Source organism: Halorhabdus sp. SVX81 (assembly GCF_029207715.1).
Lineage (GTDB): Archaea > Halobacteriota > Halobacteria > Halobacteriales > Haloarculaceae > Halorhabdus.
Genome location: NZ_CP104322.1, coordinates 1308456 through 1330870 on the forward strand (window position 1 = coordinate 1308456; position 22415 = coordinate 1330870).

Annotated in this window: 23 protein-coding genes and 1 pseudogene; 9 read left to right on the forward strand and 15 right to left on the reverse strand. The window is 63.8% G+C overall.

All coding sequences use genetic code 11. The annotated features are described in order from the left end of the window. Positions 1-37: 37 nt before the first annotated feature. The 3 genes from SVXhr_RS06470 to SVXhr_RS06480 all read right to left on the reverse strand — a co-directional run bounded on the left by SVXhr_RS06470 (position 38) and on the right by SVXhr_RS06480 (position 4648). Positions 38-2440, reverse strand: a complete 2403-nt coding sequence (locus SVXhr_RS06470; protein ID WP_275740522.1) for a DUF2309 domain-containing protein — start codon at positions 2438-2440, stop codon at positions 38-40. Then, positions 2430-3911: a proton-conducting transporter membrane subunit gene (locus SVXhr_RS06475; protein WP_275740524.1), complete on the reverse strand. Its 1482-nt coding sequence runs from the start codon at positions 3909-3911 to the stop codon at positions 2430-2432. The genes SVXhr_RS06470 and SVXhr_RS06475 overlap by 11 nt, the downstream gene beginning before the upstream one ends. Before the next feature lie 251 nt (positions 3912-4162). Continuing rightward, entirely contained in the window at positions 4163-4648 is a 486-nt protein-coding gene (locus tag SVXhr_RS06480) for an AsnC family transcriptional regulator (protein WP_275740526.1), read from the reverse strand. A 189-nt stretch (positions 4649-4837) separates the two neighbouring features. On the opposite strand from SVXhr_RS06480, the gene SVXhr_RS06485 reads away from it, so the two are divergent. Beyond that, positions 4838-5518 (forward strand): carbonic anhydrase, encoded by a 681-nt coding sequence (locus SVXhr_RS06485; RefSeq protein ID WP_275740528.1) that lies wholly within the window; start codon positions 4838-4840, stop codon positions 5516-5518. A gap of 34 nt (positions 5519-5552) precedes the next feature. On the opposite strand, the gene SVXhr_RS06490 is transcribed toward SVXhr_RS06485, so the two are convergent. After that, positions 5553-5981 (reverse strand): CopG family ribbon-helix-helix protein, encoded by a 429-nt coding sequence (locus tag SVXhr_RS06490; RefSeq protein ID WP_275740530.1) that lies wholly within the window; start codon positions 5979-5981, stop codon positions 5553-5555. A gap of 132 nt (positions 5982-6113) precedes the next feature. Next, positions 6114-8059, reverse strand: a pseudogene (locus tag SVXhr_RS06495) (3-hydroxyacyl-CoA dehydrogenase NAD-binding domain-containing protein). 272 nt (positions 8060-8331) lie between these two features. On the opposite strand from SVXhr_RS06495, the gene cysE reads away from it, so the two are divergent. Both cysE and SVXhr_RS06505 read left to right on the forward strand, forming a co-directional pair. Continuing rightward, a complete protein-coding gene (gene cysE / locus SVXhr_RS06500) occupies positions 8332-8886 on the forward strand; it encodes a serine O-acetyltransferase (RefSeq protein ID WP_275740532.1) in 555 nt (184 codons plus the stop codon). A 37-nt stretch (positions 8887-8923) separates the two neighbouring features. Then, a complete protein-coding gene (locus SVXhr_RS06505; protein WP_275740534.1) occupies positions 8924-9496 on the forward strand; it encodes a DNA-3-methyladenine glycosylase 2 family protein in 573 nt (190 codons plus the stop codon). Positions 9497-9518: 22 nt separating this feature from the next. Here SVXhr_RS06505 and dnaJ read toward each other — a convergent pair whose 3' ends face one another. From dnaJ to SVXhr_RS06540, 7 genes are all read right to left on the reverse strand, one after another. Next, a complete protein-coding gene (gene dnaJ, locus SVXhr_RS06510; RefSeq protein ID WP_275740535.1) occupies positions 9519-10682 on the reverse strand; it encodes a molecular chaperone DnaJ in 1164 nt (387 codons plus the stop codon). A 274-nt stretch (positions 10683-10956) separates the two neighbouring features. Then, positions 10957-11652, reverse strand: coding sequence for a molybdopterin-binding protein (locus SVXhr_RS06515; RefSeq protein WP_275740537.1), 696 nt, complete (start codon positions 11650-11652; stop codon positions 10957-10959). Positions 11653-11754: 102 nt separating this feature from the next. Continuing rightward, the gene (locus tag SVXhr_RS06520) at positions 11755-12519 is read right to left on the reverse strand and encodes a DUF5803 family protein (protein WP_275740539.1); all 765 of its coding nucleotides are present in this window, start codon (positions 12517-12519) and stop codon (positions 11755-11757) included. After that, complete coding sequence (locus SVXhr_RS06525; RefSeq protein WP_275740541.1) at positions 12516-13205, reverse strand: DUF2110 family protein; 690 nt, start codon at positions 13203-13205, stop codon at positions 12516-12518. Before SVXhr_RS06525 ends, SVXhr_RS06520 begins: the two co-directional genes overlap by 4 nt. Next, positions 13205-13729, reverse strand: coding sequence for a transcription factor E (tfe, locus tag SVXhr_RS06530; RefSeq protein WP_275740543.1), 525 nt, complete (start codon positions 13727-13729; stop codon positions 13205-13207). The genes SVXhr_RS06525 and tfe overlap by 1 nt, the downstream gene beginning before the upstream one ends. A 100-nt stretch (positions 13730-13829) precedes the next feature. Beyond that, positions 13830-14366 (reverse strand): tRNA (cytidine(56)-2'-O)-methyltransferase, encoded by a 537-nt coding sequence (locus tag SVXhr_RS06535; protein WP_275740545.1) that lies wholly within the window; start codon positions 14364-14366, stop codon positions 13830-13832. A 43-nt stretch (positions 14367-14409) separates the two neighbouring features. Continuing rightward, a complete protein-coding gene (locus tag SVXhr_RS06540) occupies positions 14410-15027 on the reverse strand; it encodes a thioredoxin domain-containing protein (protein WP_275740546.1) in 618 nt (205 codons plus the stop codon). A gap of 195 nt (positions 15028-15222) precedes the next feature. On the opposite strand from SVXhr_RS06540, the gene icd reads away from it, so the two are divergent. The 6 genes from icd (at position 15223) to SVXhr_RS06570 (ending at position 19943) form a co-directional block, all read left to right on the forward strand. Next, positions 15223-16500, forward strand: a complete 1278-nt coding sequence (gene icd, locus SVXhr_RS06545; RefSeq protein WP_275740548.1) for an NADP-dependent isocitrate dehydrogenase — start codon at positions 15223-15225, stop codon at positions 16498-16500. A gap of 260 nt (positions 16501-16760) precedes the next feature. Further along, a complete protein-coding gene (locus tag SVXhr_RS06550; protein ID WP_275740550.1) occupies positions 16761-17441 on the forward strand; it encodes a helix-turn-helix domain-containing protein in 681 nt (226 codons plus the stop codon). Further along, on the forward strand, positions 17438-18124 hold the full coding sequence (locus SVXhr_RS06555; RefSeq protein WP_275740552.1) for a hypothetical protein: 687 nt from the start codon (positions 17438-17440) through the stop codon (positions 18122-18124). Before SVXhr_RS06550 ends, SVXhr_RS06555 begins: the two co-directional genes overlap by 4 nt. Before the next feature lie 101 nt (positions 18125-18225). After that, positions 18226-18693: a GNAT family N-acetyltransferase gene (locus SVXhr_RS06560; RefSeq protein WP_275740554.1), complete on the forward strand. Its 468-nt coding sequence runs from the start codon at positions 18226-18228 to the stop codon at positions 18691-18693. A 5-nt stretch (positions 18694-18698) separates the two neighbouring features. Next, positions 18699-19223, forward strand: coding sequence for a DUF5817 domain-containing protein (locus tag SVXhr_RS06565; protein WP_275740556.1), 525 nt, complete (start codon positions 18699-18701; stop codon positions 19221-19223). 306 nt (positions 19224-19529) lie between these two features. Next, positions 19530-19943 carry a hypothetical protein gene (locus SVXhr_RS06570; RefSeq protein ID WP_275740558.1) on the forward strand — a complete coding sequence of 138 codons (414 nt, stop codon included), beginning with the start codon at positions 19530-19532 and terminating at the stop codon, positions 19941-19943. 44 nt (positions 19944-19987) lie between these two features. Here SVXhr_RS06570 and hmgA read toward each other — a convergent pair whose 3' ends face one another. From hmgA to SVXhr_RS06585, 3 genes are read right to left on the reverse strand one after another with little or no spacing between them, the layout of a single operon-like run. Continuing rightward, positions 19988-21199, reverse strand: coding sequence for a hydroxymethylglutaryl-CoA reductase (NADPH) (gene hmgA, locus SVXhr_RS06575; protein ID WP_275740560.1), 1212 nt, complete (start codon positions 21197-21199; stop codon positions 19988-19990). A gap of 54 nt (positions 21200-21253) precedes the next feature. Next, positions 21254-21502, reverse strand: coding sequence for a flagella cluster protein (locus tag SVXhr_RS06580; protein ID WP_275740562.1), 249 nt, complete (start codon positions 21500-21502; stop codon positions 21254-21256). A 34-nt stretch (positions 21503-21536) separates the two neighbouring features. Further along, entirely contained in the window at positions 21537-22313 is a 777-nt protein-coding gene (locus SVXhr_RS06585; protein WP_275740564.1) for a fumarylacetoacetate hydrolase family protein, read from the reverse strand. Positions 22314-22415 lie beyond the last annotated feature (102 nt).

Sequence of the window (22415 nt, forward strand, 5' to 3'; positions counted from 1 at the left end):
TGGCCCGACCGGCGCCAGTGGCGACGCACGGACCGTCTCAATCGTCCGCGACAGCGGGCGCGTTGGGTGTCTCGGGAGTCGGTTCGGCACGGTCCGAGACCGCGCGCCACTCGAGGTTCGCCTCGTAGTGGAAGCGGCGATGGTCCTGCGTGGGATCGACGACTGACAGCGAGAGCCAGTCGTTGTCGAGCAGTTCGGTCACCGTCGGGTTGTTGGCCAGCACGTCGGTGACACGCTCGACGGGCGCGTGAACGGCGACCGAGAGCCGCAACGGCTGGTGGTAGGGCTGGTCGACGCTCGCTTTCAGCGATTGCAACGGGAGCCCGGTCAGCAGGTCACCGCCGTTGCCCTGGTAGACGCCGACGTTACCGACCGGATTCTGTGTGATCTTCGAGCCGCTTCCGTAGACAGCGGTATCGACCGTCGAGAAGTAGTACTGGGCGTTGATCCACTGTGTGACGACCAGCGGGCCCGTGAAGATCGACGCAAGCGCGTCACCGTCGGGATCGGTCGTGTAGTCATAGGAGTGTAAGAACGCGCGTCCGTCGAGGTCGAGGTCGCTCGTCAACTCGCGGGGCCCGATCACGAACCCGGCGTTACCGGCCAGCCCCCACTCCGGGCGCGTCTCGGCCCAGTCGCCAGCGCGGCGTTCGATCTCCCGGACGCCAGCCGAGTCGTCTGTCCTCATCGCCGCGGCGCGTTCGGAAGCGGCGTTCTCCCGAGCCACCGAGAGGTCCGCACGGAGCTTTTCGAGGTCCGCGGTGTGGGTCTCGGGAACCTCGTCGTCGAAGAGTTCGACCTCGTCGGTCGTGGTGTTGTGTTCGCCGGCGAGGAAGACGGTGTCGCCTGGGATATCGATACCGCGGTCGGCCAGGGCCGTCCTGACCGCGGAATCGTTACAGATGGCCGCGAGGACGCGCGCGTTCGGGCCCCCGGGGTTGCCGGCACAGGCCCCACAGTCCAGGCTCGAATCGAAGGGGTTGTTCGTCGTCTCGCTGGCGTGGCCGACGAAGACGACCAGGCGGCCGAACGCCTCGATACCCATCAACTCAAAGGCGGTCTCGGCGTATTCGACTTGCTCCTCGTGAGTCAACCCGACCGGGAGGTCCCCGGCGTAGGTGTGCTGGTGGTCGAGGAGTGGCTCGCTGAACTCGTGAGCGTCGGGAATCATGTCATCCGCGGCGTCGAACAGCCCCTGAAGGTGACGAGGCAGAAGGGTCCGTGCTGCGAGCGCCAGCCCATAGCCGCCGCCCGACTGCTCGACGAACCCGAAAGCCGTCGCCGGGTTCGCTGTCAACGTTTCGATCGCCTCACCGGCAGCTTCACGGATCGCCGACCAGCGGTCGTGACTCGTTCTGGCGTCCTCGCCGGTCGGCATCTCGGTGATCCGGTGTTCCGGATCGACGATGGGGGGAGCGGCGTCGACCGACACCTCGGCGTCGTAAGCCTGGTACTCCATCGGGACGCCGAAGAAGCCGGCGTAACCGTGGGTCTCGTAGTTCCCGGTCGCCTCGACGTGGCGGCGGATCACCTCCGACCGCGTGTCGATACAGAACACCAGTTGGGCGTCCGGGCGACCGGCGGGCTCGGATTCCGCGACGGACTCGCTTTCGGCGACGACACGGTCGAGGAGTTCGTTCCGGTAGCTGCGCTCCCACGCGGTCAGGAACGCCGGGGCGATGTCCGTAGCCGTCTCGGTCCTCGTAGTGGCCGAGTTCTGGGGGTGGATGTCGACGTCGAACGCCTCGAGCAGCGCGAAACGGGCCGCCAGATAGCCGGTCAGCGTGATCGGCGCTTTCGACTGCCAGGCGCTCCCGTCCCTGGCACGTTGCTTGATGAAGCCGGTCCAGCCGGGCAGGGCAGCCAGTTGTTCCTCGAGGATCGGCACCCACTGGCTCTCCGGCGACGACTCCATGACAGTCTCGACGGTGTTGATCGGGTCCGATGGAAGATCGGTAACGACGCCGCGCTCGGGGATCTGTCCGTCGTGGTCGGCCATCTGACGGAAGGCGGCGTAGAACCCGTCCTCGCGGTTGGGCATCGACCACGTCGCCTGTCCCGTATCGAGAAACGCCGACAGCCACTTCGTCAGGACGTGATCGACGCGGTCTCGATCCGTCTTGACCGTGTCTGACTCGGCGTCGACGTCCAGCTGTGCAAGCAGCCTTTCGGGCTCGGCGTCGTAGCCCCGATCCGCGAGTTCCGCGGCGAGGACCTCGCGGTCGATCCGCCCGTCTGCGAGCGCCGACCGGAACGTCTCCGGGGACGGGTACCCGCGCCCACCCAGCAGATCGCGTGCCTGTCGGACGGCTTCCTCGAACGGCACGTCCTCGAATCCCGAGAGGGGGTTGGCCGTCACGAACGAGTGGATCGGCCACGCGCTACCCACGGTACTCGCGGCCTTGTCGATGCTGTCTTCGATCGTGGTATCACTGCTCATTGTAGTCACCTCTGTCGGTCAGGAGGGTGTCGGTCGGCGGCTGACTCGCGTTCACGAGCGCGACGTAGAGACGCTGGCTGCGCTCGTAGACACCCGACTCCACGCCAGCGTACGCGAGGAGGAATCCGGCGACGACGACGCCGTGGACGACGGTCAATTCAGTCGGTGCCGCGAGGACCGGCAGGTCGCCGAGGAGCGTCGAGACGGCCGAGTAGACGAGCGCGTAGCCGGTGATTGCCGGGAGGAAGACGACTGGAACCGCGCCGTAGCGGACTGTCGCCGGCAGCGATGTCCGGACGACCACGGCTCGGGCCGCCTGCAGCGTCGTGAGGACCACGATCAACGCGAGCACGAGTCCGCTGTCGAAATGGAGGCCCTTGCCCGTCAGCAGCGCGAACACCGCGCCTCCTGCGACCCCAGTCAGGAGCGTGACGCCGAGGCCGACGACGCCCAGGTCGCGGGACTCGCCGCCCGGAGCCGTCTGTTCGACTTCCGCGCCCGCACTCAGGAAGTGATGGGCCTTGTAGAACCCGTGGAGGACGAGGTGGGTGATCGCGGCCCCGAAGAACCCCAGGCCGGCCTGCATGATCATGAAACCCATCTGTCCGACCGTCGAACAGGCCAGCCTGCTCTTGACGTCCGGCTGGACGGTCTTGAGGAACTTCCCGCCGAGCGCGCTGACCGCACCGAGAACGACGATCGCGAGCATGAACGTCGGCTCGACGGTGACGACCGGCGCGAATCGAGTCAACAGGATGCCGCCGGCGTTGACGAACCCGGCGTGCATCAGCGCCGAGGCCGGCGTGGGCGCAGTCATCGAGGCCAGTAGCCAGGTGTGAAACGGGAGCAGGGCGGACTGGATCATCGCCGCCAGGACGAGTGCCCCGGCCCCGACCAGCCACACAGGACCGGCCAGTCCCTCGGCAGCCGCGGCGACGCCCGAGACGGTCTCCGCACCTGTCGCCCACCACAGCGTCGCGAGCCCGATTCCGAGGAGCGCGCTACTCCCGAGGAAGTACCGGCGGGCGACGGTCGCGGCCGCCTGTGCCTGTGTCCAGTCCTCGACGGTTCCGACGAGGGCTGCCATAACAAGCCCCATCGCGAGCCAGAGCACCCAGAACAGCGCGAGGTGGTCGGCGGCGACCAGCGCCATCACGATCACCGTGAATCCGAACACGGCGGCGAAAAATGACGTTTCGTGGGCGCTGCCCGCCATGTATCGACGCGAGTAACTGTGGACGATCCCGCTGAAGAACGTCACGACCACCCACAGCAGGACGGTCAACCCGTCGACCGCGACCACTCCTGGGATCTCCCACGTCAGTCCGAATCGGATTCGTCCGAGGAGGGCGGCAACGCTCGCGGCGAACAACGACCACGCGAGCCACGTCAATACGACGGACGCGATGGCTGTCTTCGCCGTCGCGTCCGGGAGCGCTCCGACCGTCGGTTTCGAAGTGCGTCCTGCCATCGTTGGTTCCTCACGACCGCTCTCGGCGACTAAACGCAGCCACTGTCCGGATACGGTCGCATCTACACCCATACGAGAACAGATTGGGTGTTAACTCTTATTATAGTCACAATCTGTTCGTGTCATACCATATAATAGAACATTATGTTTATGGCGTACGCTCCGGAGGGATCCACTGACGGCGGACAACTAGCGCGACGTATTCGGGGCGGGGGACGAGGGGTGGACGCCGAGAACGTCGAAGACGTCGCTCAGGAGTCGTCTGCGGTCGACGTATCAGGGTCGAACCGGCCAAATGGAGTCGTTTCGTGGGTCCGGACCAGTACCTCGTCGGCGACCGTGAGTCCCATGTCCAGCAGTTCCTGGGCGACGGGCGTGATGTCGCTGTCGGATTCGCCGACGACGGTAACGAGTAAGTTCTGCTCGCCGGTGACGAGCTCCTGGACGGAGACGACGCCGTCGATGGCCAGGATCTCCGGGATGAGTTCGCCGCGTTCGGGGATCGACGCGGTGCAGTAGAGCAACATTCGGAGCGGATAGCCCGATTTCTGGTAATCGACGCGCGCGCTGTAATCCTTGATCACGGCCTCGGATTCGAGGCGCTGGATGCGCTTTCGGACGGTGCTGTCGGCGGTCCCGGTTCGCTCCGCGATGTCCCCCGAAGACATGTTCCGGGCGTCCTCCTGGAGGGCGTACAGGATCGCCTTGTCCACGTCGTCGATCGGTTCGTCAGCCATATCAGTGCATCCACGAGCGAGACACTTACCTTTGTACGTTACCCGGACGGGCAACCGAATTCCCTCGCTTGCTCGATCGGACTCGGCGTTGCGAGCGCCGCGATACCGGTGACCGACGACTGTCTCCCCGCAGCCCCTCCCGATCGGGAAATCTCAACCACTAAACCGGCGGCACGGTTTTGATCGCACATGCGCGATGTCGTCGCCGCCATGCTTGCCGGCAACACTGAACACGCTGTCGCCTTCGACGACCGGTTTGACACCCTTCAACACGGCCAACGGCCACCAGCAGTTACCGTCACCTGTTCGGACTCACGTGTCCTTGCTGATCACGTGTGGAACAACGACGAGCCAGGAACGATTTTCACTGTCAGCAACATCGGCAACCGCGTCGTTCAGCACGCTGATGGCGAGTCCGTCGTTTCGGGTGACGTGCTCTATCCGATCGTACACACCGGGACAGAAACCGCCGTCGTGGTGGGCCACACCGGCTGTGGTGCGGTCACCGCAACCTACGACGCGCTGACTGGCGGACTCTCCGAACCGCCGGGCATCGATCACTCCGTCGGGTTGCTCGAACCGCTGCTTCAGGCCGGTGTCGAGGCGCTCCCTGATACCCTGGACCGCGCGGCCGCGATCGACCACCTCGTCGAGTACAACGTCGACCGCCAGGTCGCGTTCCTCCGTGACAGCCCCGATGTCCCGGCGGACGTCGATGTCGTCGGCGTCGTGTACGACTTTCAGGATCGCTACGACGGGCGGCGTGGGGAAGTTCACGTCATCAACGTAAACGGCGAGACAGATCCGGACGCACTCCGGAAGACCCACCCCGAAATCAGCGATCGGATCGACCGTCTCTGGGAGTATTGATCGCTGGATACCCCCACCCAAAATCGGTCGTCACTTAGGCCGACCCGATCACGGTTTCAATGCTGTCGACGGGCGTGACCGAATAGTCGACCGTCAACGTGTCCTGGGTCGCACGGACCTGACCGACGAAGTCAGAGATATCCGATAAGTGTCCTTCCAAGATGAACACTTCCATGCAGTAGGCGTCGCCGACGTGGCTGTGGACGTTTGCCGTGACGAGCGAATCGTAGCGATGGCGCAACGACATCAGGCGTTGCTCGACACTGGTCGTCTCGTAGTTGAACAGGACAGTCACCAGTGCGATCAGGGCACGCCCCTCCAGGCGCTGGTCTTCGAACTCGCCCATCAGATTCCGCGCGGCCTCGCGCATGATCTCGCTGCGACCAGTGTATCCGTGTTCGGATGCGAACTCGTCGATGCGTTCGAGCAATTCCTCCGGCATCGAGACGCTGACAACGGTCATGTATTAACCTGTCTCGGGTCGAATAATAAACATTGGCAACATCCTCCACGTCCCCGAAGACACACCACAACAGCGAGTCGGGTTCACTCCCACCCGTGACCGACGACACGGAACCAAACGACCGGGAGCCGATCACTCGCCGGTGAATGCCGGATCGCGGTCCGCCTGGAAGGCGTCGATCCCCTCCAGCAGGTCGTCAGTGTCCCGCAACAACCCGAAGGCCCGTGATTCGATCTCCAACCCCGCATCGATGTCGTCCTGGCCTTTGTGCATCGCGCGTTTCGTCAATTCCTGGGCGATCGGCGGGCCCGCTGCGAGGTCGGTCGCAAGTTCGTCGACGCGGTCGTCGAAGGCGTCTTCGGGGCGTACCTCGTTGAGAAAGCCGTAGTCGGCCATTGTTTCCGCGTCGAAGTGCTCGGCCGTGAAGATGATCTCCTTCGCCCGCCCCTCGCCGACGATCCGCTGGAGGCGCTGGGTACCGCCCCAGCCGGGCATCAATCCGAGGTTGTGCTCGGTCTGGCCAAAGCGAGCGTCCTCGGTCGCGATCCGGAGGTCGGCGTGGGTCGCCAGTTCCATGCCGCCACCCAAACAGAAGCCGTCGATCGCCGCAATGACCGGCATCGAGCATTCCTTGACGGTAGCGAAGGTTTCCTGGCCTTTCCGGGAGATCTCCGCCACGTCGACGGCGTTGCCCTCGGTGATCACCGAGAGGTCCGCGCCCGCTGAGAACGCTCTATCGCCCGCGCCAGCGAGGACGACTACCCGGACGTCGTCGTTCGATTCGAGCACGCCGATCGCGTCAGCCAATTCATCGAGGAGCGTCGGGCTGATCGCGTTCATCCGTTCGGGCCGATCGATCGTGACCCGCCCGATCCTGTCCGCGATATCGACCTGAAGTGTCTCGTAGTCGGCGTCGCTCATGCGTCGAACCTCCCGGCCTCGGCGGCCTGGCGAAGGTATTCGGCAGCGACGTACCGCTCGGCTCCCGTTTCCTCGTGAGCGCTGTCGAGCACGTCGGCGAGCGTCTCCAGGCCGGCTTGCTCGGCCAGCGCGACTGGCCCTTCCGGGAAGCCAGCGCCGAGCCCCATCGCCTGGTCGATGGCGTCAGTCGTCGCGACGTCATCGTCGAGGAGCGTGGCCGTCTCGTTGGCCATCACTGCGAGGAGACGGTGTTCGACATCCTCGCGGGCGGCAGCGTCCTCGTAGTCGGCACCGCCGTTGTCGTAGTCGTAGAACCCGACGTCGGTCTTGCGACCGAGTCGGTCGTCGTCGACTGCCTGCTCCAGCATGGGTGCGGGTTCGTACGCGTCGCCCACGACATCCTGGAGGTATTCGAGGATGTGTAGCGTGACGTCGTTGCCGATCTGATCACTCAACTCGAAGGCCCCCATCGGCAGTCCGAGGTTTTCGGTCGCGGTCGCGTCGACTTCCTCGATCGTCGCTACCCCATCGTCGACCAGCCAGGCGGCCTCGTTGAGCATCGGAATGAGGATCCGGTTGACGATGAATCCCGGACTGTCCTTACGGACGCGGACCGGTGTCTTCCCGAGATCTTCGGCGAGTGCATCGACCGTTTCCAGGGTCCCGTCGTCAGTGTGGGCCCCGCGAATGACCTCGACCAGATCCATTCGAACTGGCGGGTTGAAGAAGTGCATCCCGCAGAACTGTGCCGGCCGATCGGTCAGCTCCGAGAGGTCAGTGATCGAGAGGCTGGAGGTGTTCGTCGCGTAGATGGCCTGATCCGGTGCGTACTCGTCGACCTCGCCGTAGACATCCGCCTTGATATCCCTGTCTTCGGGGACGGCCTCGATCACGATGTCCGCGTCAGTGACCGCGTCCTCGACCGGGACGACCGGGTCGATCCGGTCGCGGGCGGCCTCGGCCTCCGTTTCGGTGATGTACTCCCGATCGGCCATCTTCTCGAGGCTCCAGTCGATCTGTTCGTATCCGTCTCGGACAAGTTCCTCGTTGATGTCACGCAACCGGACTCCATATCCGGCGAGCGCGGCGACCTCGGCGATCCCGTGGCCCATCGTCCCCGCACCGAGTACCGCGATCGTGTCGATTTCATCGATCATCTGTCACTCAGCCGTAGGACTGACGGACAGTTAAATTTGGTTATAGATCATGAATCATATCGGATTGACGTTGCGGTTCGGGTGCCGTCGGGATCCTTTGCGACGGACTCCGGTTTGGGGAGGCCCGAAACCGGCAGCACCCCCAACCGATCTGATAGATTTAAGCCCGTGGGTCTACTAGGGTTGGTAACCGTGGCTTGTTCCCCGTGGACGGTCGTCGCGTCCGCGGCCCGGGCTGTCCGAGATCCCAGCCCGTCCACCCTTTGATACGCATGCTACAGCAACTACTCGACGACGTACGAACGGCCAAGGCGAAGGACCCGGCGGCCGAAGGCACAGCGGAAGTGCTGTTGACCTACTCCGGGCTTCATGCAGTCTGGCTCTACCGGATCGCTCACGCGCTCTGGGAGCGGGATTTCCACCTGACAGCGCGCATCATCTCCCATTTCGCACGGTTTTTGACCGGGGTCGAGATCCACCCGGCAGCCGAGATCGGCGAGCGGTTGTTCATCGACCACGGCATGGGGGTCGTGATCGGCGAAACCGCGGTGATCGGCGACGACGTTCTCATGTATCACGGCGTCACGCTCGGTGGGAATTCCATGCGCCGGGAGAAGCGCCACCCGACCATCGAGGACGGGGCGAAGATCGGCGTCCGTGCCTCCCTCATCGGTGACATCACCATCGGCGAGAACGCCACTGTCGGTGCCGGTGCGACGGTCCTGTCGGACGTCGACGCGGAGACGACCGTCGCAGGCGTGCCCGCTGAACCCATCGACGACGGGACGACTGTCGAGACGCGCGTCCCCTGCCGGGACGACGATTGATCGACGTATTTTTATCCGGCGGCTTGGCCCATCGGTCATGGCAGATCCACACGACATCCTGCGGGACGATCCGGCGATGGCCCCGCTCGTAGCCGAACACGGCGAACTCTCGATCGAGCCCGCCGAAGACCCCTTCGAGCGTTTGGTCACTTCGGTTGTCCGGCAACAACTCGCAGTCGCTGCCGCTGACGCGATAGAAGAGCGCCTTTACGAGCACTTCGACGTGACGCCGACCGAAATGCGGAGTGCTTCTATCGATGGACTCCGTGACGTGGGCGTCTCTGAACGGAAGGGAGAGACCATCCAAAATATCGCAATTGCATTCGACGAACGCGACTATTCACGCGAATCGTTCGATGGCCGGTCGGACGAGGCAGTCATCGACGAACTCACCGATATCTCCGGGATCGGTCCGTGGACCGCGAAGATGTTCTGTATGTTCGCGCTGGGCCGTGAAGACGTGTTTCCGGTTGAGGATCTCGGTATCCGGAAGGGGATGCAGACGGTTTTCGATGACGAGATGGAGCGAAGCGCCATGGTCGCCCGCGCCGAGCGCTGGCAGCCGTATCGCTCGATCGCCTCGATGTATCTCTGGCGCGTCGTCGACTGAGCGGGCGACCGATACAGCCACCCTACAGCGAGCTCTTCAGCCGGTCGAAAAAGCCCTGTTCGACGTCGATCTCCTCGCCGCTTGCCTCCGCAAACGCTTCGAGTGCCTCGCGTTGCTCGTCGTTGAGCGATTCCGGCGTGTAGACCTGGACGGTGACCAGCAGGTCCCCCTGCCCACGCCGGCGGAGCCGAGGCATGCCCTTGCCTTCCAGGCGGAACGTCTCCCCACTCTGGGTGCCGGCGGGGATGTCGACCTCGACGGGCCCGTCGAAGGTCGGCACCTCCACCGTATCGCCCAGCGCGGCCTGCGGGAACGTGATCGGTGCGGTGTAGTGGAGGTCGTCGCCGTCGCGCTCGAAGTCATCGTGCTCCTCGATCTCGACTTCGATCAGGAGGTCGCCATTTGGACCGCCGTGTTCGCCTGGTGCGCCTTCCCGTTCCATGCGCAGCGACTGGCCGTCGCGAATGCCGGCGGGGACGTCGACGCTGAGGGTCGCCTCGTTTCGTACGACACCGTCACCGCGACACGTCGAACACGTCTCCTCGTAGATGGTCCCTTCACCCTCACATCGCGAACAGGTCGTCGTCTGCTGGACGCGGCCCATCGGCGTCCGCTGGACGCGAGTGACCTGTCCACGGCCTTCACACTCGGGGCAGGTCCGGGAGTCGGCATCAGGGGGATGGCCCTCGCCGCCACAGTCAGAACAGGTCTCCGGGCGCGTGACGGTGAACTGCTTTTCGACGCCCTCGTAGGCTTCGTCGAGGCCGATCGAGAGGCGTGTCTTGAGATCCTGGCCCTGTCGCGGGCGGTCACGACGACGGCCGCCGCCACCCCCGCCGCCGAAGAACTGATCGAAGATGTCCTCGACGCTGCCAAAGCCTCCACCGCCGAAGGGATCGCCCCCACGTTGACCGCCGGCACCACCCCGTCCACCGCGGTCGTCGAAGCCCCCGCGCTTTTCGGCCTGCTCGAATCGATCGTGGCCCATGCGGTCGTAGGCCTGGCGTTTCTCCTCGTCGGTGAGGACTTCCTTTGCCTTCTTTGCCTGTTTGAACTTCTCTTCGGCGTCAGGATCGTCGCTCACGTCCGGATGATACTCGCGCGCTTTCTCGCGGTAGGCTTCCTGGATCTCCTCCTCGCTCGCATCGCGGGAGACACCCAGAACGTCATAGAAGTCCTCGCTCATTCGTTATCGAGCGATAGGCGATTGAGACACTTCAAAAGACCGGGTTGATGACGCCAGCGATCCCCGCCACCCGTCTCACTCCCACCCGGGAGTGGTTCCGGCGTGTTCTGCAACGGCGGGATGGTTTAAGTTCCGCGGGGTGCTACGGTTGGATATGTTCACTCCGCTCTCGTCGGGGGTCGATACGACGGTGATCAACGTCGCCGGTGCGGTCGTCGGCCTGGGCAGTGTTGTTCTTGCGCTGGCGTGGTGGCGCTACCTCGCCCGCTAACGGTCACTCTGTGGCTGAGAGCTCAACCCGGTCGCGGAGCCACGCCGTCGCGCGTTCGACGGCCGTTTGATCCGGACTGGAGATCTTGATGCGGACGGTCTCGCCCGGATAGCTTCCGACAGTTACGTCAAAGCGCTCACTGAGCGTTTCAATCCGATCCAGCAGCGCACTCTCGGGTTCGTCGACGTGGATGACTTCGACGTGTTGCTGTTCACCCGCAAAATCCGCGTTTACGACGCCGAACATGGCTTTCATCTCTTCCGGGACGCCCGGGAGGACGTAGACGTTCGCGAGCACACACCCCGGTGCGACCCCCTCGTGGTTGGGAATCATTCGGGCACCGGCCGGGATCGCCGCCGTCCCGTCGGCGAGGTCTTCGCGAGCGTAATCCCGATGGTCGGCGAGCCAGTCAAGGGCGGCCTGATCCTCGACGAGAGCAACGTCGAACGCCTCGGCGACGGCGTCCATCGTGACGTCGTCGTGTGTCGGCCCGATCCCGCCCGTCACTAGCACGGCATCGTACTGTGTCCGATACGCGTCGACAGTCTCGGCGATGTCCGCCCGCCGGTCGGGCACGACCGTGATTCGATCCACGTCGACGCCACGGTCGGTCAACTGCTCGGCGAGCCAGGCGGCGTTCGTATTGACGGTATCCCCCGCGAGAAGTTCGTCACCGACGGTGATCAGCGCCACGCGCATATCGCGTCTCGGCACCCGGCGAATAAAGGGATGACGCCCGCCCGTAGCCGGCAGCTTCCGGACATCGGGTACGAGACCGGGCTGAACGTTCGATCACAGTCCCTACCGCATGCCCGGCGGCGGCCCGCGGTCCCGCGGATCGTCGTCCTCGCTCTCGTCTTCGACATCGAGACCAAGCTCCGTTCGCTCGCGTCTGAGCTTGGCAATTTCCCGACGGTAGTAGAGCACCCCGATTACCGCGACCGCGACCGCGAGCGCCACAAGCCCGCCGAACAGCAGGATGTCCCGTTCGAGATAGGTCTTGACGGAGATCGTGTTCCGGTCAAGTGAGTCCCACTGGAGTACGACACGGTCCTCGACCTGCTCGGTTTCATAGCCACCGGGAACGACTCGCGAGACGACCGGCAACCCGACACGTTTGTTCGGCGGGAGCGCGACCTCGTGTGACCCCTCGACGAGCGTCCGGGTACGGAAGTTCGGCCCGGACCGCTCAGCGGTGAACGCGACAGTGCCGTTCCCGACGGGTGGTTCGAGGACCACTTCGGATTGGCCCGTCGAGACCTCGTAGACTGAGTCATTCCCAACCGTGCCATTTGGGTATTGGAACTTGAGTCCCGAAATCGGAATCGCCATTTTAGATCCGAGGCCGTCTTCGAGGAATAGCTCCAGCGAGTCCTGATTTCGAATCTCGATGACCGCCGTATAGTTGCCTCCATAGAGTCGGTAAGTGGCGTTGGCGTCGGTGTCCCAGTCGTAGGTCGCGTTCTCGGCGAGGTCGGCGTCGCTGACTGGCGAGAGACAGCCTGCTAGCGCGAGCAGGCCGAGCAGTCCGAGGAGGCCGAAAACAAGACGTGTTTGACCCTTCATGGCACGACTGCAAGCAGTTCCGCGGGGAGATACTCACCCACGCTGGCAAGCAGCCCGGGCGGATCCGTTCCCTCACGGCAGACGACACTCTGTTCGAGCAAGCCGAGGCGCTCGACGGTCACGATGTCCTCGGCGTGCCCCGCGCGGTTGACCGTCGCACGAACCTCCGCTCGGGTCGCGCTATTGACGTTCAGCCGGCCCGTCCCGCGGGTCCACTCGTAGAGCCGATCGCGTTCGTCGTCGGCGAGTCGCCCTGTCGGCGGCGTCTCGCCGTCCCCATCGGCAAGGCAGACGAACCGGAGCGGGAGGTGCTGGACGAGCCCGAAGCGCGTCCGAATCTGCTCGGGCGTTCCCGGCCCCAGTCCGATCTCGTCGGCCGGAATCCGGACGGGACGACCGGCATCGAGGACGAACCCGTCGTCATCCCAGGATTCGAGCGTCCCGACGTACGTCTCCTCGGGGACGAGATGGGGGGTGATCTCGCCGTATTCCTCCCGGAGGAGGTTCCGGGCGACTTCGGCGTCCGGTCCCGTGACCGTCACCGACGGGAAATCGTCGTTGCGGAGCCCGAGGTCGTATTCGACGTCGAGTTCGCCGAGGTCGTTGTCGAGAAGCGAGCCCAGTGAATCAAGCGCCCGGTCGCGAGCATCGCCGTCGACGTAGCATTTGGTTGCGAGGACGACCATCAGGTGTCGATATCCAGGTTGAGTTCGCTTTCGAGTTCGTCGATCCGTTCGTTCATCGCGTCGATAAGCGCCGTGTTCTCCATCGCTTCGAGCGAGGAGCCACAGTCCGGACACTCGAAGCTGTAGTCCATCGCGTCGGCGAACTCGAAGCGAATGCCACAGTTCTCACACAGGTAAAACTCGTGGTCGAGTTCGTACTCACGCCGTTCCTCGAGACCTTCAAAGAGGTCGTGCATCTCCGATTCGAGTTGCTCGGGGATGTTGTCGTATTCGAACGTCCACAGATACGTCAACCACCCCGAATCCTCGTCACGGAGCCGGCGGTAACTCGCCAGGTCGTTCTCGTAGAGAATGAACAGCGCCCGGCGAACGTCGTTGAGTTCTAGACCGAGTTCCTCGGCGAGTTCCTCGTCGGTGACCTCGCCATCGGGCGGTGCGGCCGCGACCGGCATGCCCGTCGGTCCCACGAGCTCGTGGAGGTACTTCTGTATCACGGGGTCCTCGAGATATTCCTCAAAAGCCATTAGATACCCATCGGAACGTGACTCGTTTAAATTCTCCGAACGATGGGCGCGAGATCCTGCGGCTGGCCAGCCGCACTCGATTCATGCTCCGAGGACTCCACTACTCGACCTCTTCGACTCGCTTGCCCGTCTTCTTCGGAACGACGCGCTTGTCGGCGTCTTTCCATTCTCGGTCGAGTTCGCGCCCGTCGAACAGCCGGTCGAGAAAGACCGAGAGCGCCGCGATCTCGGAGTGGGGCTGGTTGGTGACGCCGACGTTCCAGTCCGCCCGATCGTACACCTCGAAGGATACTTTCTCCGCCCCGACGACCACCAGCAGCGGCTCTTTTCGGTGGCTCGCCCTGATCTCGTCCTCGATGCGCTGGACTGGCTGGCCGTACATCGTGAGGTGGACGATCGATCCCTCCCAGGATCGCAGCCGGCCCAGCGGGGAGTCAGTGACTTCGACCTCGAAAGGGCCACCGAACCGGTCGGTGATGTCCTCGATCGTCTCACGCCGACCCTCGGCCGCTGATTCGAGGATGATCCGGTCGGCACCGAGCGCCCGTGCCGTGAGTCCGACGTGGGTCGTCATCCGTTCGTCGCGGCCGGGTCGATGGCCAAGGCGGAGAATGACGACTTCGGGTTCGTCCTGCATGTGCGTAGGAACTCGATCGAGCGGTTAGCCGGTTTCGAAACACTCACCGCTCGGCTTCGATCGCTTGGACGATCGTATTGAACCCATAACTCTTGAGTGTCTTTCCGTTGACAACGATGGTCGGCGTCGCGTCGACGCCCAGGTCGACGCCGTGCTGTCTGCTCTCCTTGACTGTCGGGTCGTACTTCCGGTCGGCGGCCGCGGACCGAACGGTTTCGGGGTCAGCACCGACTTCGCTCGCCAGTTCCTCGTACAGCCCCAGGCCAAGCCGGTCCTGGTTTGCGAACAGCGCGTGGGAGAACTCCCAGTAGGCGTCCAGACCGACCGTATCCTGGACGGCACGGGCGGCGTTCGGTGCGCGCCAGGACTCCTGGGAAAGCGGTATCGGCAGATCGTATTGCTCGTATCGAATAACCCCGGGTTCGATGTACTCCGATTCCAGCGCCGGAAGTTGTTCGAGCGTGTAGGCGGCACAGTGGCCACAGGCGTAGTCCTTGAAGACGCCAACTGTCACGTCGGCGTCCGGATCGCCACGGACTGGCGTCGGCAGCGTGTTCCCACCGAACAACCCGCTACAGCCGGCCAAGCCAACCGTGCCGGTGACCGCGAGCCCCCCGATAAATGCCCGGCGCGTCGACCGGGCAGCACTGTCGTCAGTCATGTGTCACTGTTCGGACAGCCACGGATAAAACGTCTGTCGTTCGCGGCCGGTGCTGCTCGAATATCCGTCAGTCGAGTGCACGTCCCCGTCGTCCGAGAAGTCACAGCCGGGAGTGGAATCGCGGAAAGGCGTGCCGGGAGTGCGGTTCTCGCGGAAAGCGGCAGGCCTTTGTAAGCCACGGGCGAGGGTCGGAACATGGCAGACGGATACGACCAGGTCTCTGTCCCCAGCGAGGGACAGCCCATCGAAGTCATCGACGAGGACGCGGACGAACTGGACATCCCCGAGAACCCGATCATCCCGATCATCCACGGCGACGGGATCGGCAAGGACGTCGGCCCCGCCGCTCAGAAGGTGCTCAACGCCGCCGCCGAGGCGACCGGCCGCGAGATCGCCTGGATGCGGGTCTACGCCGGCGAGTCCGGCCGTGAGCGCTACGACGAGAACCTCCCGGACGATACGGTCAACGCGATCGACGAGTTCCGTGTCTCGATCAAGGGGCCGCTGACGACGCCCGTCGGCGCTGGCTTCCGGAGTCTGAACGTCGCGCTCCGCCAGACGCTGGATTTCTACGCGAACGTCCGCCCGACGTACTATCTCGACGGCGTCCCTTCGCCGATGAAAGCGCCCGAGGAGATGGACATGGTGACCTTCCGGGAGAACACCGAGGACGTCTACGCCGGCATCGAGTGGGAGGAAGGCACCGACGAGGTCGAGGAAGTCCGTGACTTCGTCGAAGAGGAGATGGGTTTCGACGAGACGATGCACGACGGCCCGATCGGAATCGGCATCAAGCCGATCACGGAATACGGTTCAAAGCGCCTCGTCCGGAAGGCCATCGACTACGCCATCGAACACGACCGCGACAAGGTCACGCTCGTCCACAAGGGCAACATCATGAAGTTCACCGAGGGGCAGTTCGGTGACTGGGGCATGGAAGTCGCCGAGGAGGAGTACCCCGACGAGGAGGTCTTCGCTGCGCCTGATTCCCTCTGGGAGACCCAGGACGAGGTCGACATTCCCGAAGACGCCGTCATGGTCGAGGAGCGCCTCGCCGACGCGATGCTGCAGTGGATGCAACTCCGCACCGACGAGTTCGACGTGCTCGCGATGCCGAACCTCAACGGCGATTACCTCTCAGACGCCGCCGGCGCGCAGATCGGCGGCCTGGGCATCGCGCCCGGTGCGAACTTCGGCGACGCCCGCGTCCTGGCCGAACCGGTCCACGGCAGCGCGCCGAAACGCGCCGGCCAGAACATGGCTAACCCGACCGCGATGATCCTCTCCGGCCGCCTCATGTTCGATTACATGGGCTGGGACGAGGCCGCTGATCTCGTCCGTGACGCCGTCGAGGAGACCATCTCGTCGGGCAAGGTCACCTACGACCTCGAACGACAGCTCGAAGACGCAGAGAAGCTCGGCACCGAGGAGTACGCCGAGGAGATCGTCGCAAACATCGAAGAGTTGGCCTGAGGCCAACTCCTCGGGCTCTGGCGGCGTAGCCGCCAGAACATCGAGAAACTGGCCTGACGCATATCCCCTGTTTCTACCCGCTAATCAGCCGAATCCTGGTAGCCGGCGAACATCGGGAGGTACGAGTGACTAGAAGAGGAAGTCTTCTGATACAACCGGTGGGAGGGGGCATAGTGGTGTTCGCTTCGATCCATCTGTCTCTACACACGATCGTCACGGGACGCGAAGATTTATCCTTGTTATCTGTATAGAGATAACCAATGATGGACTACGTCGATGCCGCCCCAGCGAAGATCGTCTTGGCTGCGAGCGAGGGTGATTCGATCCGCCGGGTCGCCCAGAAGATCGACGGCACGTATTCGTGGGTCTACACCTGGGTCGAACGGTTGGAAGAGATCGATGTCGTCGAGCGCGCCGATGGGATTCGAGTGACTGCGCCAGAGGTCCGGGACGGATATGCGGAATTGATGGCCTCGATCGCCCGACAGACGTCGCCCGGTGTCGCGGAGTCGTACGTGATCCCACACTTCGCCGGGATGGACTTCGCGTTCACAAAGATCGATGCCGTCTACGTCTGGACCCATGGCGGGTACCAGGTCGCTCGCGGCGGCGACGCCTACCCGGTCTTCATCCAGGTCCACGACGCCGATGTCGAGCAGTGGCGATCCTTTTTCGAGCGGTACGACATTCCGTGCGTGATCGGCGAGCGCGACGACTCGGTCGTGGACGATGCAGCGGGCACCGTCTATTACAGCGTGTATCCGACGACGGATCCGATCGATCCCGAGTGGGTCGAGGGGGATCCCGTCGTTCCCTTGTCGGAAACGATCGAGTATATGCGGGAGTACCGGTGGAACTTCGAGCCGGCGTTGGAGATGGTCGCCGACGAGTACGACGTAGAAATCGACGTGGATAGCCCCAGCTACGCCCCAGCACAATGAGTCTACCCGCTCGCGAACAGGAATTGCCAACGACACTTGAGTCGATCAACGGCGCGTCCCTACCGTACGTTCTCGTCGGTGGCTGGGCCATCACCGCGTTCAATCAACGCTTCTCCACTGATGTCGATCTCGTCGTCCCCGTGGAAGCGGTCGAAAACTACGAGTCGTTTCTCGGCGACCGAGACTACGACCGGACGAGTGAGCACGATACGAATGGCATCTACGAAGGCCAGTTCATCCAGTATTCGAAGGATGTCGGCAATCCAGTGAGCATCGAACTGATGGTGGATGCGCTCCGCTGTCGACAGACAGAAGCCGAGTGGTCGTATCGGTATCTCGACCAGCACGCCCAATCCGTCACGGTCGGACGAACGCAATCGGTGACCACGCGGATTCCGGAGCGGGAACTGCTTCTCGCGATCAAACTCCACAGCGGGCGATTTACCGATGCCCGTGACGTGGTCGCAGCCGCTGACGACGCTGACTTCGATCGGATCGAAAAGCACCTTCACCGTGGGGATCCAGACGCGCTCGCCAAGCAACTGCGTACCATCGATGATCAACTGACGGACGAGTCGTTCGTCGATTCGTTCAAGGGCGAATTTCAACAGCAAACGGTGCCGGAAGGGACAATCGAACGCGTCCGTGAGTTTCTGGCCACACAGCGGGATCGACTCCAGTGACCGCCATCGCAAACGTAGAAATCATCGGCTTTGATCCCGGTCCGCGACCGACGAACGCAACGCCCTTTGACCGTCACCGCCTACACTGCTCAGTCACGAGCATGACCGCCACCGACTACCGCATCGAGGTCGACGGCGACCGCGAGGACGCCTACGACGTCCGCTTTGCCGTCTTCGTCGAGGAGCAGGGCGTCGATCCGGACATCGAGATCGACGAGCACGAGGATGCGGCGACCCACTTCGTCGCCTACGCCGACGGCGAACCGGTTGGTGCTGCGCGGTTGCGTGAACCCGAGGCCGGCGTCGGCAAGGTCGAACGCCTGGCGGTCCTCCAGCCCCACCGCGGAGAGGGACTCGGACGACAACTCATGGCCGCCGTCGAGGCCGCGGCGCGACGACAGGGACTAACGCGGCTGATACTCCATGGACAGCTTCGCGTCGTCGATTTCTACGAGCACCTGGGCTACGAACAGGTCAGCGACGAGTTCGAGGAGGCCGGCATCACGCACGTGAAGATGGCCAAGTCGATAGACCGAGCGGAGGATTCAAGCCCGTCCGGTCGGAGATGACGGCCATGTACTCGGTGGTCGGGTGTACGGAGTGCAGCGCGCTGTGGGTGATCGAGGGGCGACCCGAAACCTCACAGTGTCCACGATGTGGCAAGCGCCGGCAGTTCGACCTCCTGCGGAAGTTCGCCCAGACCGAAACGGCCGACGCTGCCCGGCAGGCTCGCGCGGCGATGCTCGCCGAACGCCAGGATCTGGGCGAGGCGTTCGACGGACTGGACTCCTACGCCGAGATGGAGACTCGAATCGACGAGGACGTGATCGATGACGACACGTATCTCGAATCGAAGGGCGTCGATAGCAACGAGGCCGCCGACGCGGGTCGACGCGCAACGGAAGGGGCCGGCGGATCGACCAGCCGCGAGGAAATCGTCCGTACGGCACTCGCCGAGCTGGAGGACCCGGACGAGGATGCAGTCGTCGAATACGCCGCCGAACATGGGGTGCCCGAGGATTATACCCAGCGAGCGCTCCAATCCCTCCTCAGAGCCGGCGACGTCAGCGAAAATCGGGGGACGTATCGTCTCGTTTGAGGACGCTATGCGATGCCGAGTGCCCTGAGCACGCCGTAGGCGAGCAACAGGATCGTCAACGAGCGCTTGATCACGCCGAGCCAGGGCTGGATGCGTCCGGGGATCGAGTTGTCTTTGGTGGCCATGTGTCTCACTTCTGGGGACGCCCGCCGGTGCTCGCCGACGGCCGCCGAGTTGGTGTTTGCGGGCGGCACATAAACCGCTCAGCCGTCCGCCCACGGCGAAAGTGAAGGTGAGCCCGTGGATCGTCCCGGCAATCGCCGATTTTCGCACAGTTTCAAGAGGATCGGGTCCCAATTGGGGGGTGTGAGTACTCGTGAGTCGACCGACTCGATGGCCATCGAGCCGTTGATCTGCGGGATCGCACTCGCCATTGCGGGTGTCGTTGCCGCCGGTGCATTCGCGCTTGATCTTCGCGTTCGCCTCGGGAGCTACGAGGTACTGAGCGTCATTGCGGGCGTCCTTGCGATCGGGCTGGGAACGTGGGGGCTGTATGCGGCAACGAAAGGGCGATACCGGACTGGTGTCGGGTCACTGTCGGGGGCGGCCGGGTTCACACTCGTCTTTCTCGCACCGCTCGCGAAGTCACCCCTCCTGTTCGCCGTCGTCGGTGGACTGTTCCTCGCGCTCAGTGGCCTCTTTCTCATCGCTACTGGATACGGCTACGCCGTTGTTGTCGACGACACGGCCGAGGCAACGACTGAGGCCGACGACGGGTGAGCATTTCCGCGTTGATCGCCGCTCTGTAGCTACGGGGCTGCTGTTCACCGACCGAGTTCCTCGTGGGCGCTGGAGAGATGCCGGGAAGCTAACGCGGCCAGCAAGGAGAGTTCGCCCGCCAGCGCGGTCGTCGCGATGATCTCTGCGAGTGCTTCGGCGTTCGAGCCGACTGGATCGCCGCCGCCGGCGACTCCCAGGATCGAGAGAGCTTCGGACTGGGTCGGGAGGGCCGTCCCGCCGCCGACGGTGCCCACTTCGAGCGAGGCGAGCGTTACGCTGGCGTAGAGGCCGTCCTCGCGGGCTTCGAGGCTCGTGATCGCGTTCGATCCCTCGACGACCTGGGCCTCGTCCTGGCCCAGCGCGAGAAAGGCCGCGCCGACGATGTTGGCGACGTGGGCGTTGAACCCGAGACTTCCGGCTTTTGCACTCCCCACGAGATTCTTCCGCGTGTTGACGGCCGCGATCGCCTCGCTGGTCGTGTGAAAGGTCTCCTCGACGAGGTCCTCTGGGAGGAACACGTCCGCCGCGACCGTATAGCCCCGTCCCTCGATGGAGTTGATCGCCGCCGGTTTCTTATCGGAACAGAGGTTCCCCGAAAGTGCAACCAGTTCCGCCGGCGTTTCTGCTTCGACCAGTTCGGCGGCTGCCTCGCTGGCGATAGTCACCATGTTCATTCCCATAGCGTCGCCGGTGTCGTACCGGAACCGGAGGAAAACCGAGTCGCCGACGACGTACGGCGTCACGTCCTCGAAGGCGATGTGTGGATCGGTGTCCTCGGCGACCGCCGCGAGTTCGGCCTCGTTCTCGCGGACCCAGTCGGCGACTTCCTTGGCCTCACCGACGTCCGCGACGCTGAAGACGGGGGCGCGGGTGATCCCCGACTTCATGATACGGGCGGTCGACCCGCCGGCGTTCCGGATCGCGGTGACGCCGCGATTGACACTGGCGACCAGGGCACCCTCGGTCGTCGCCAGCGGAACGTTGTACTTGCCGTCGGCCGCCTCGCCGTCGACGGGCAGGGGACCAGTGACACCCATCGGGATCTGGACCGTCCCGATCATGTTCTCGATGTTGGGCTCGGCGTCGGCGGCGTCGATCGAGTACGAGCCGACTGTCTCTAGATCGGCGTCGGTCTCCTCGGCGATGTACTGCCGGCGGGCGGCAGTCGCGTCGTCCGGATCGGCTATCTCTTCGAGTTCGTACAGCCGGAGCTCCCCGCTGCGGAGGCGCTCGACCAGGTCAGTTACCGCTGCCATGCCCCTACACTCGACAGCCTGGCCCCTAACAGTTTGCCTTCCGGGGAGACTGCGTCACTCCTGGTGAGTCAGCACAAGCAACTGCTCGTCCGTCCGAACCAGACAGAACGGCCCGGGCGGAGACGAGAACGTGTGCATCCGCTTTTCGGAAATGAGCAACCGTTCGAAGGGGCGGCCACAGGCTGGACACCCGAACCCCTCGCGGTTTTCGAGGTGCGTCGTCTCCCGATCGTCCTTCAACAACTTGAGTCCGTGACGGTACTCGTGCACGTCGAACCCGTCCGCGACGTCGAGTTGTTCCATTGTCTCCGTGGCGTCAGTGTCTGCTGGCGAGTCGTCACTCGGGGATATGGACGCCGTGTTCGAGCGTCCCGATCCCTTCGATCTCGATCTCGACCGTGTCGCCGTTTTCGAGTGGGCCGACGCCGGCCGGCGTGCCCGTCGCGATCACGTCGCCGGGTTCGAGGGTCATATAGTCGGTAATTTCGGCGATCAACTCGGGCACCGAGAACACCATGTCCTCACGGCTGCCCGACTGGCGAGTCTCGCCGTTGACCCGGAGTTCGATGCTCGCGTCCGCCGGTACTTCTTCCGGCGTTGCCAGTACAGGCCCCATCGGCGCGGCATTGTCGAATGCCTTGCCGCGGACCCAGTTGGTCTCGACGCGCTGATCGTCGCGGTTCGAGAGATCGTTGAAGCAAGTATAGCCCGCGATGACGTCCTCGGCCTCGCTCTCGCTCACGTCGTGGCAGGTCTCGCCGATGACGACCGCGAGTTCGGCCTCGTGGTCGATGCGTTCCTTGCCGGCCAAAAGCGAGACCGTCGAGCCGTGGCTCGCCACCGTGTTTGGCGGTTTCAAGAAGAGCAACGGACGATCGGGAACGTCGGCATCCTGCTCGTCGGCGTGATCGACGTAGTTGCGTCCGATACAGACGATCTTCGTCGGCTGTGAGGGTGGCAACACGTCGACGTCCTCGGCCGGGTACGTTCGGTCGTCCGTTGGGATGGACGCGGGATCCCCTAGTGCAGTCGTAACGTACGCTTGCCCCTCTTCGACGACCCACCGTCCCCCCCGAATCGTTCCTGCCGGGTCACGAAAGCGGACGCGCTTCATGCCCCCGACTATTTATTCGGGCGTGTTAGCGCTTTCGAAGGGGCATCGATCGTTATATTTCGCTGACGACACCGGCTGGCGAGGCGAACTGCTTTTGGGTCG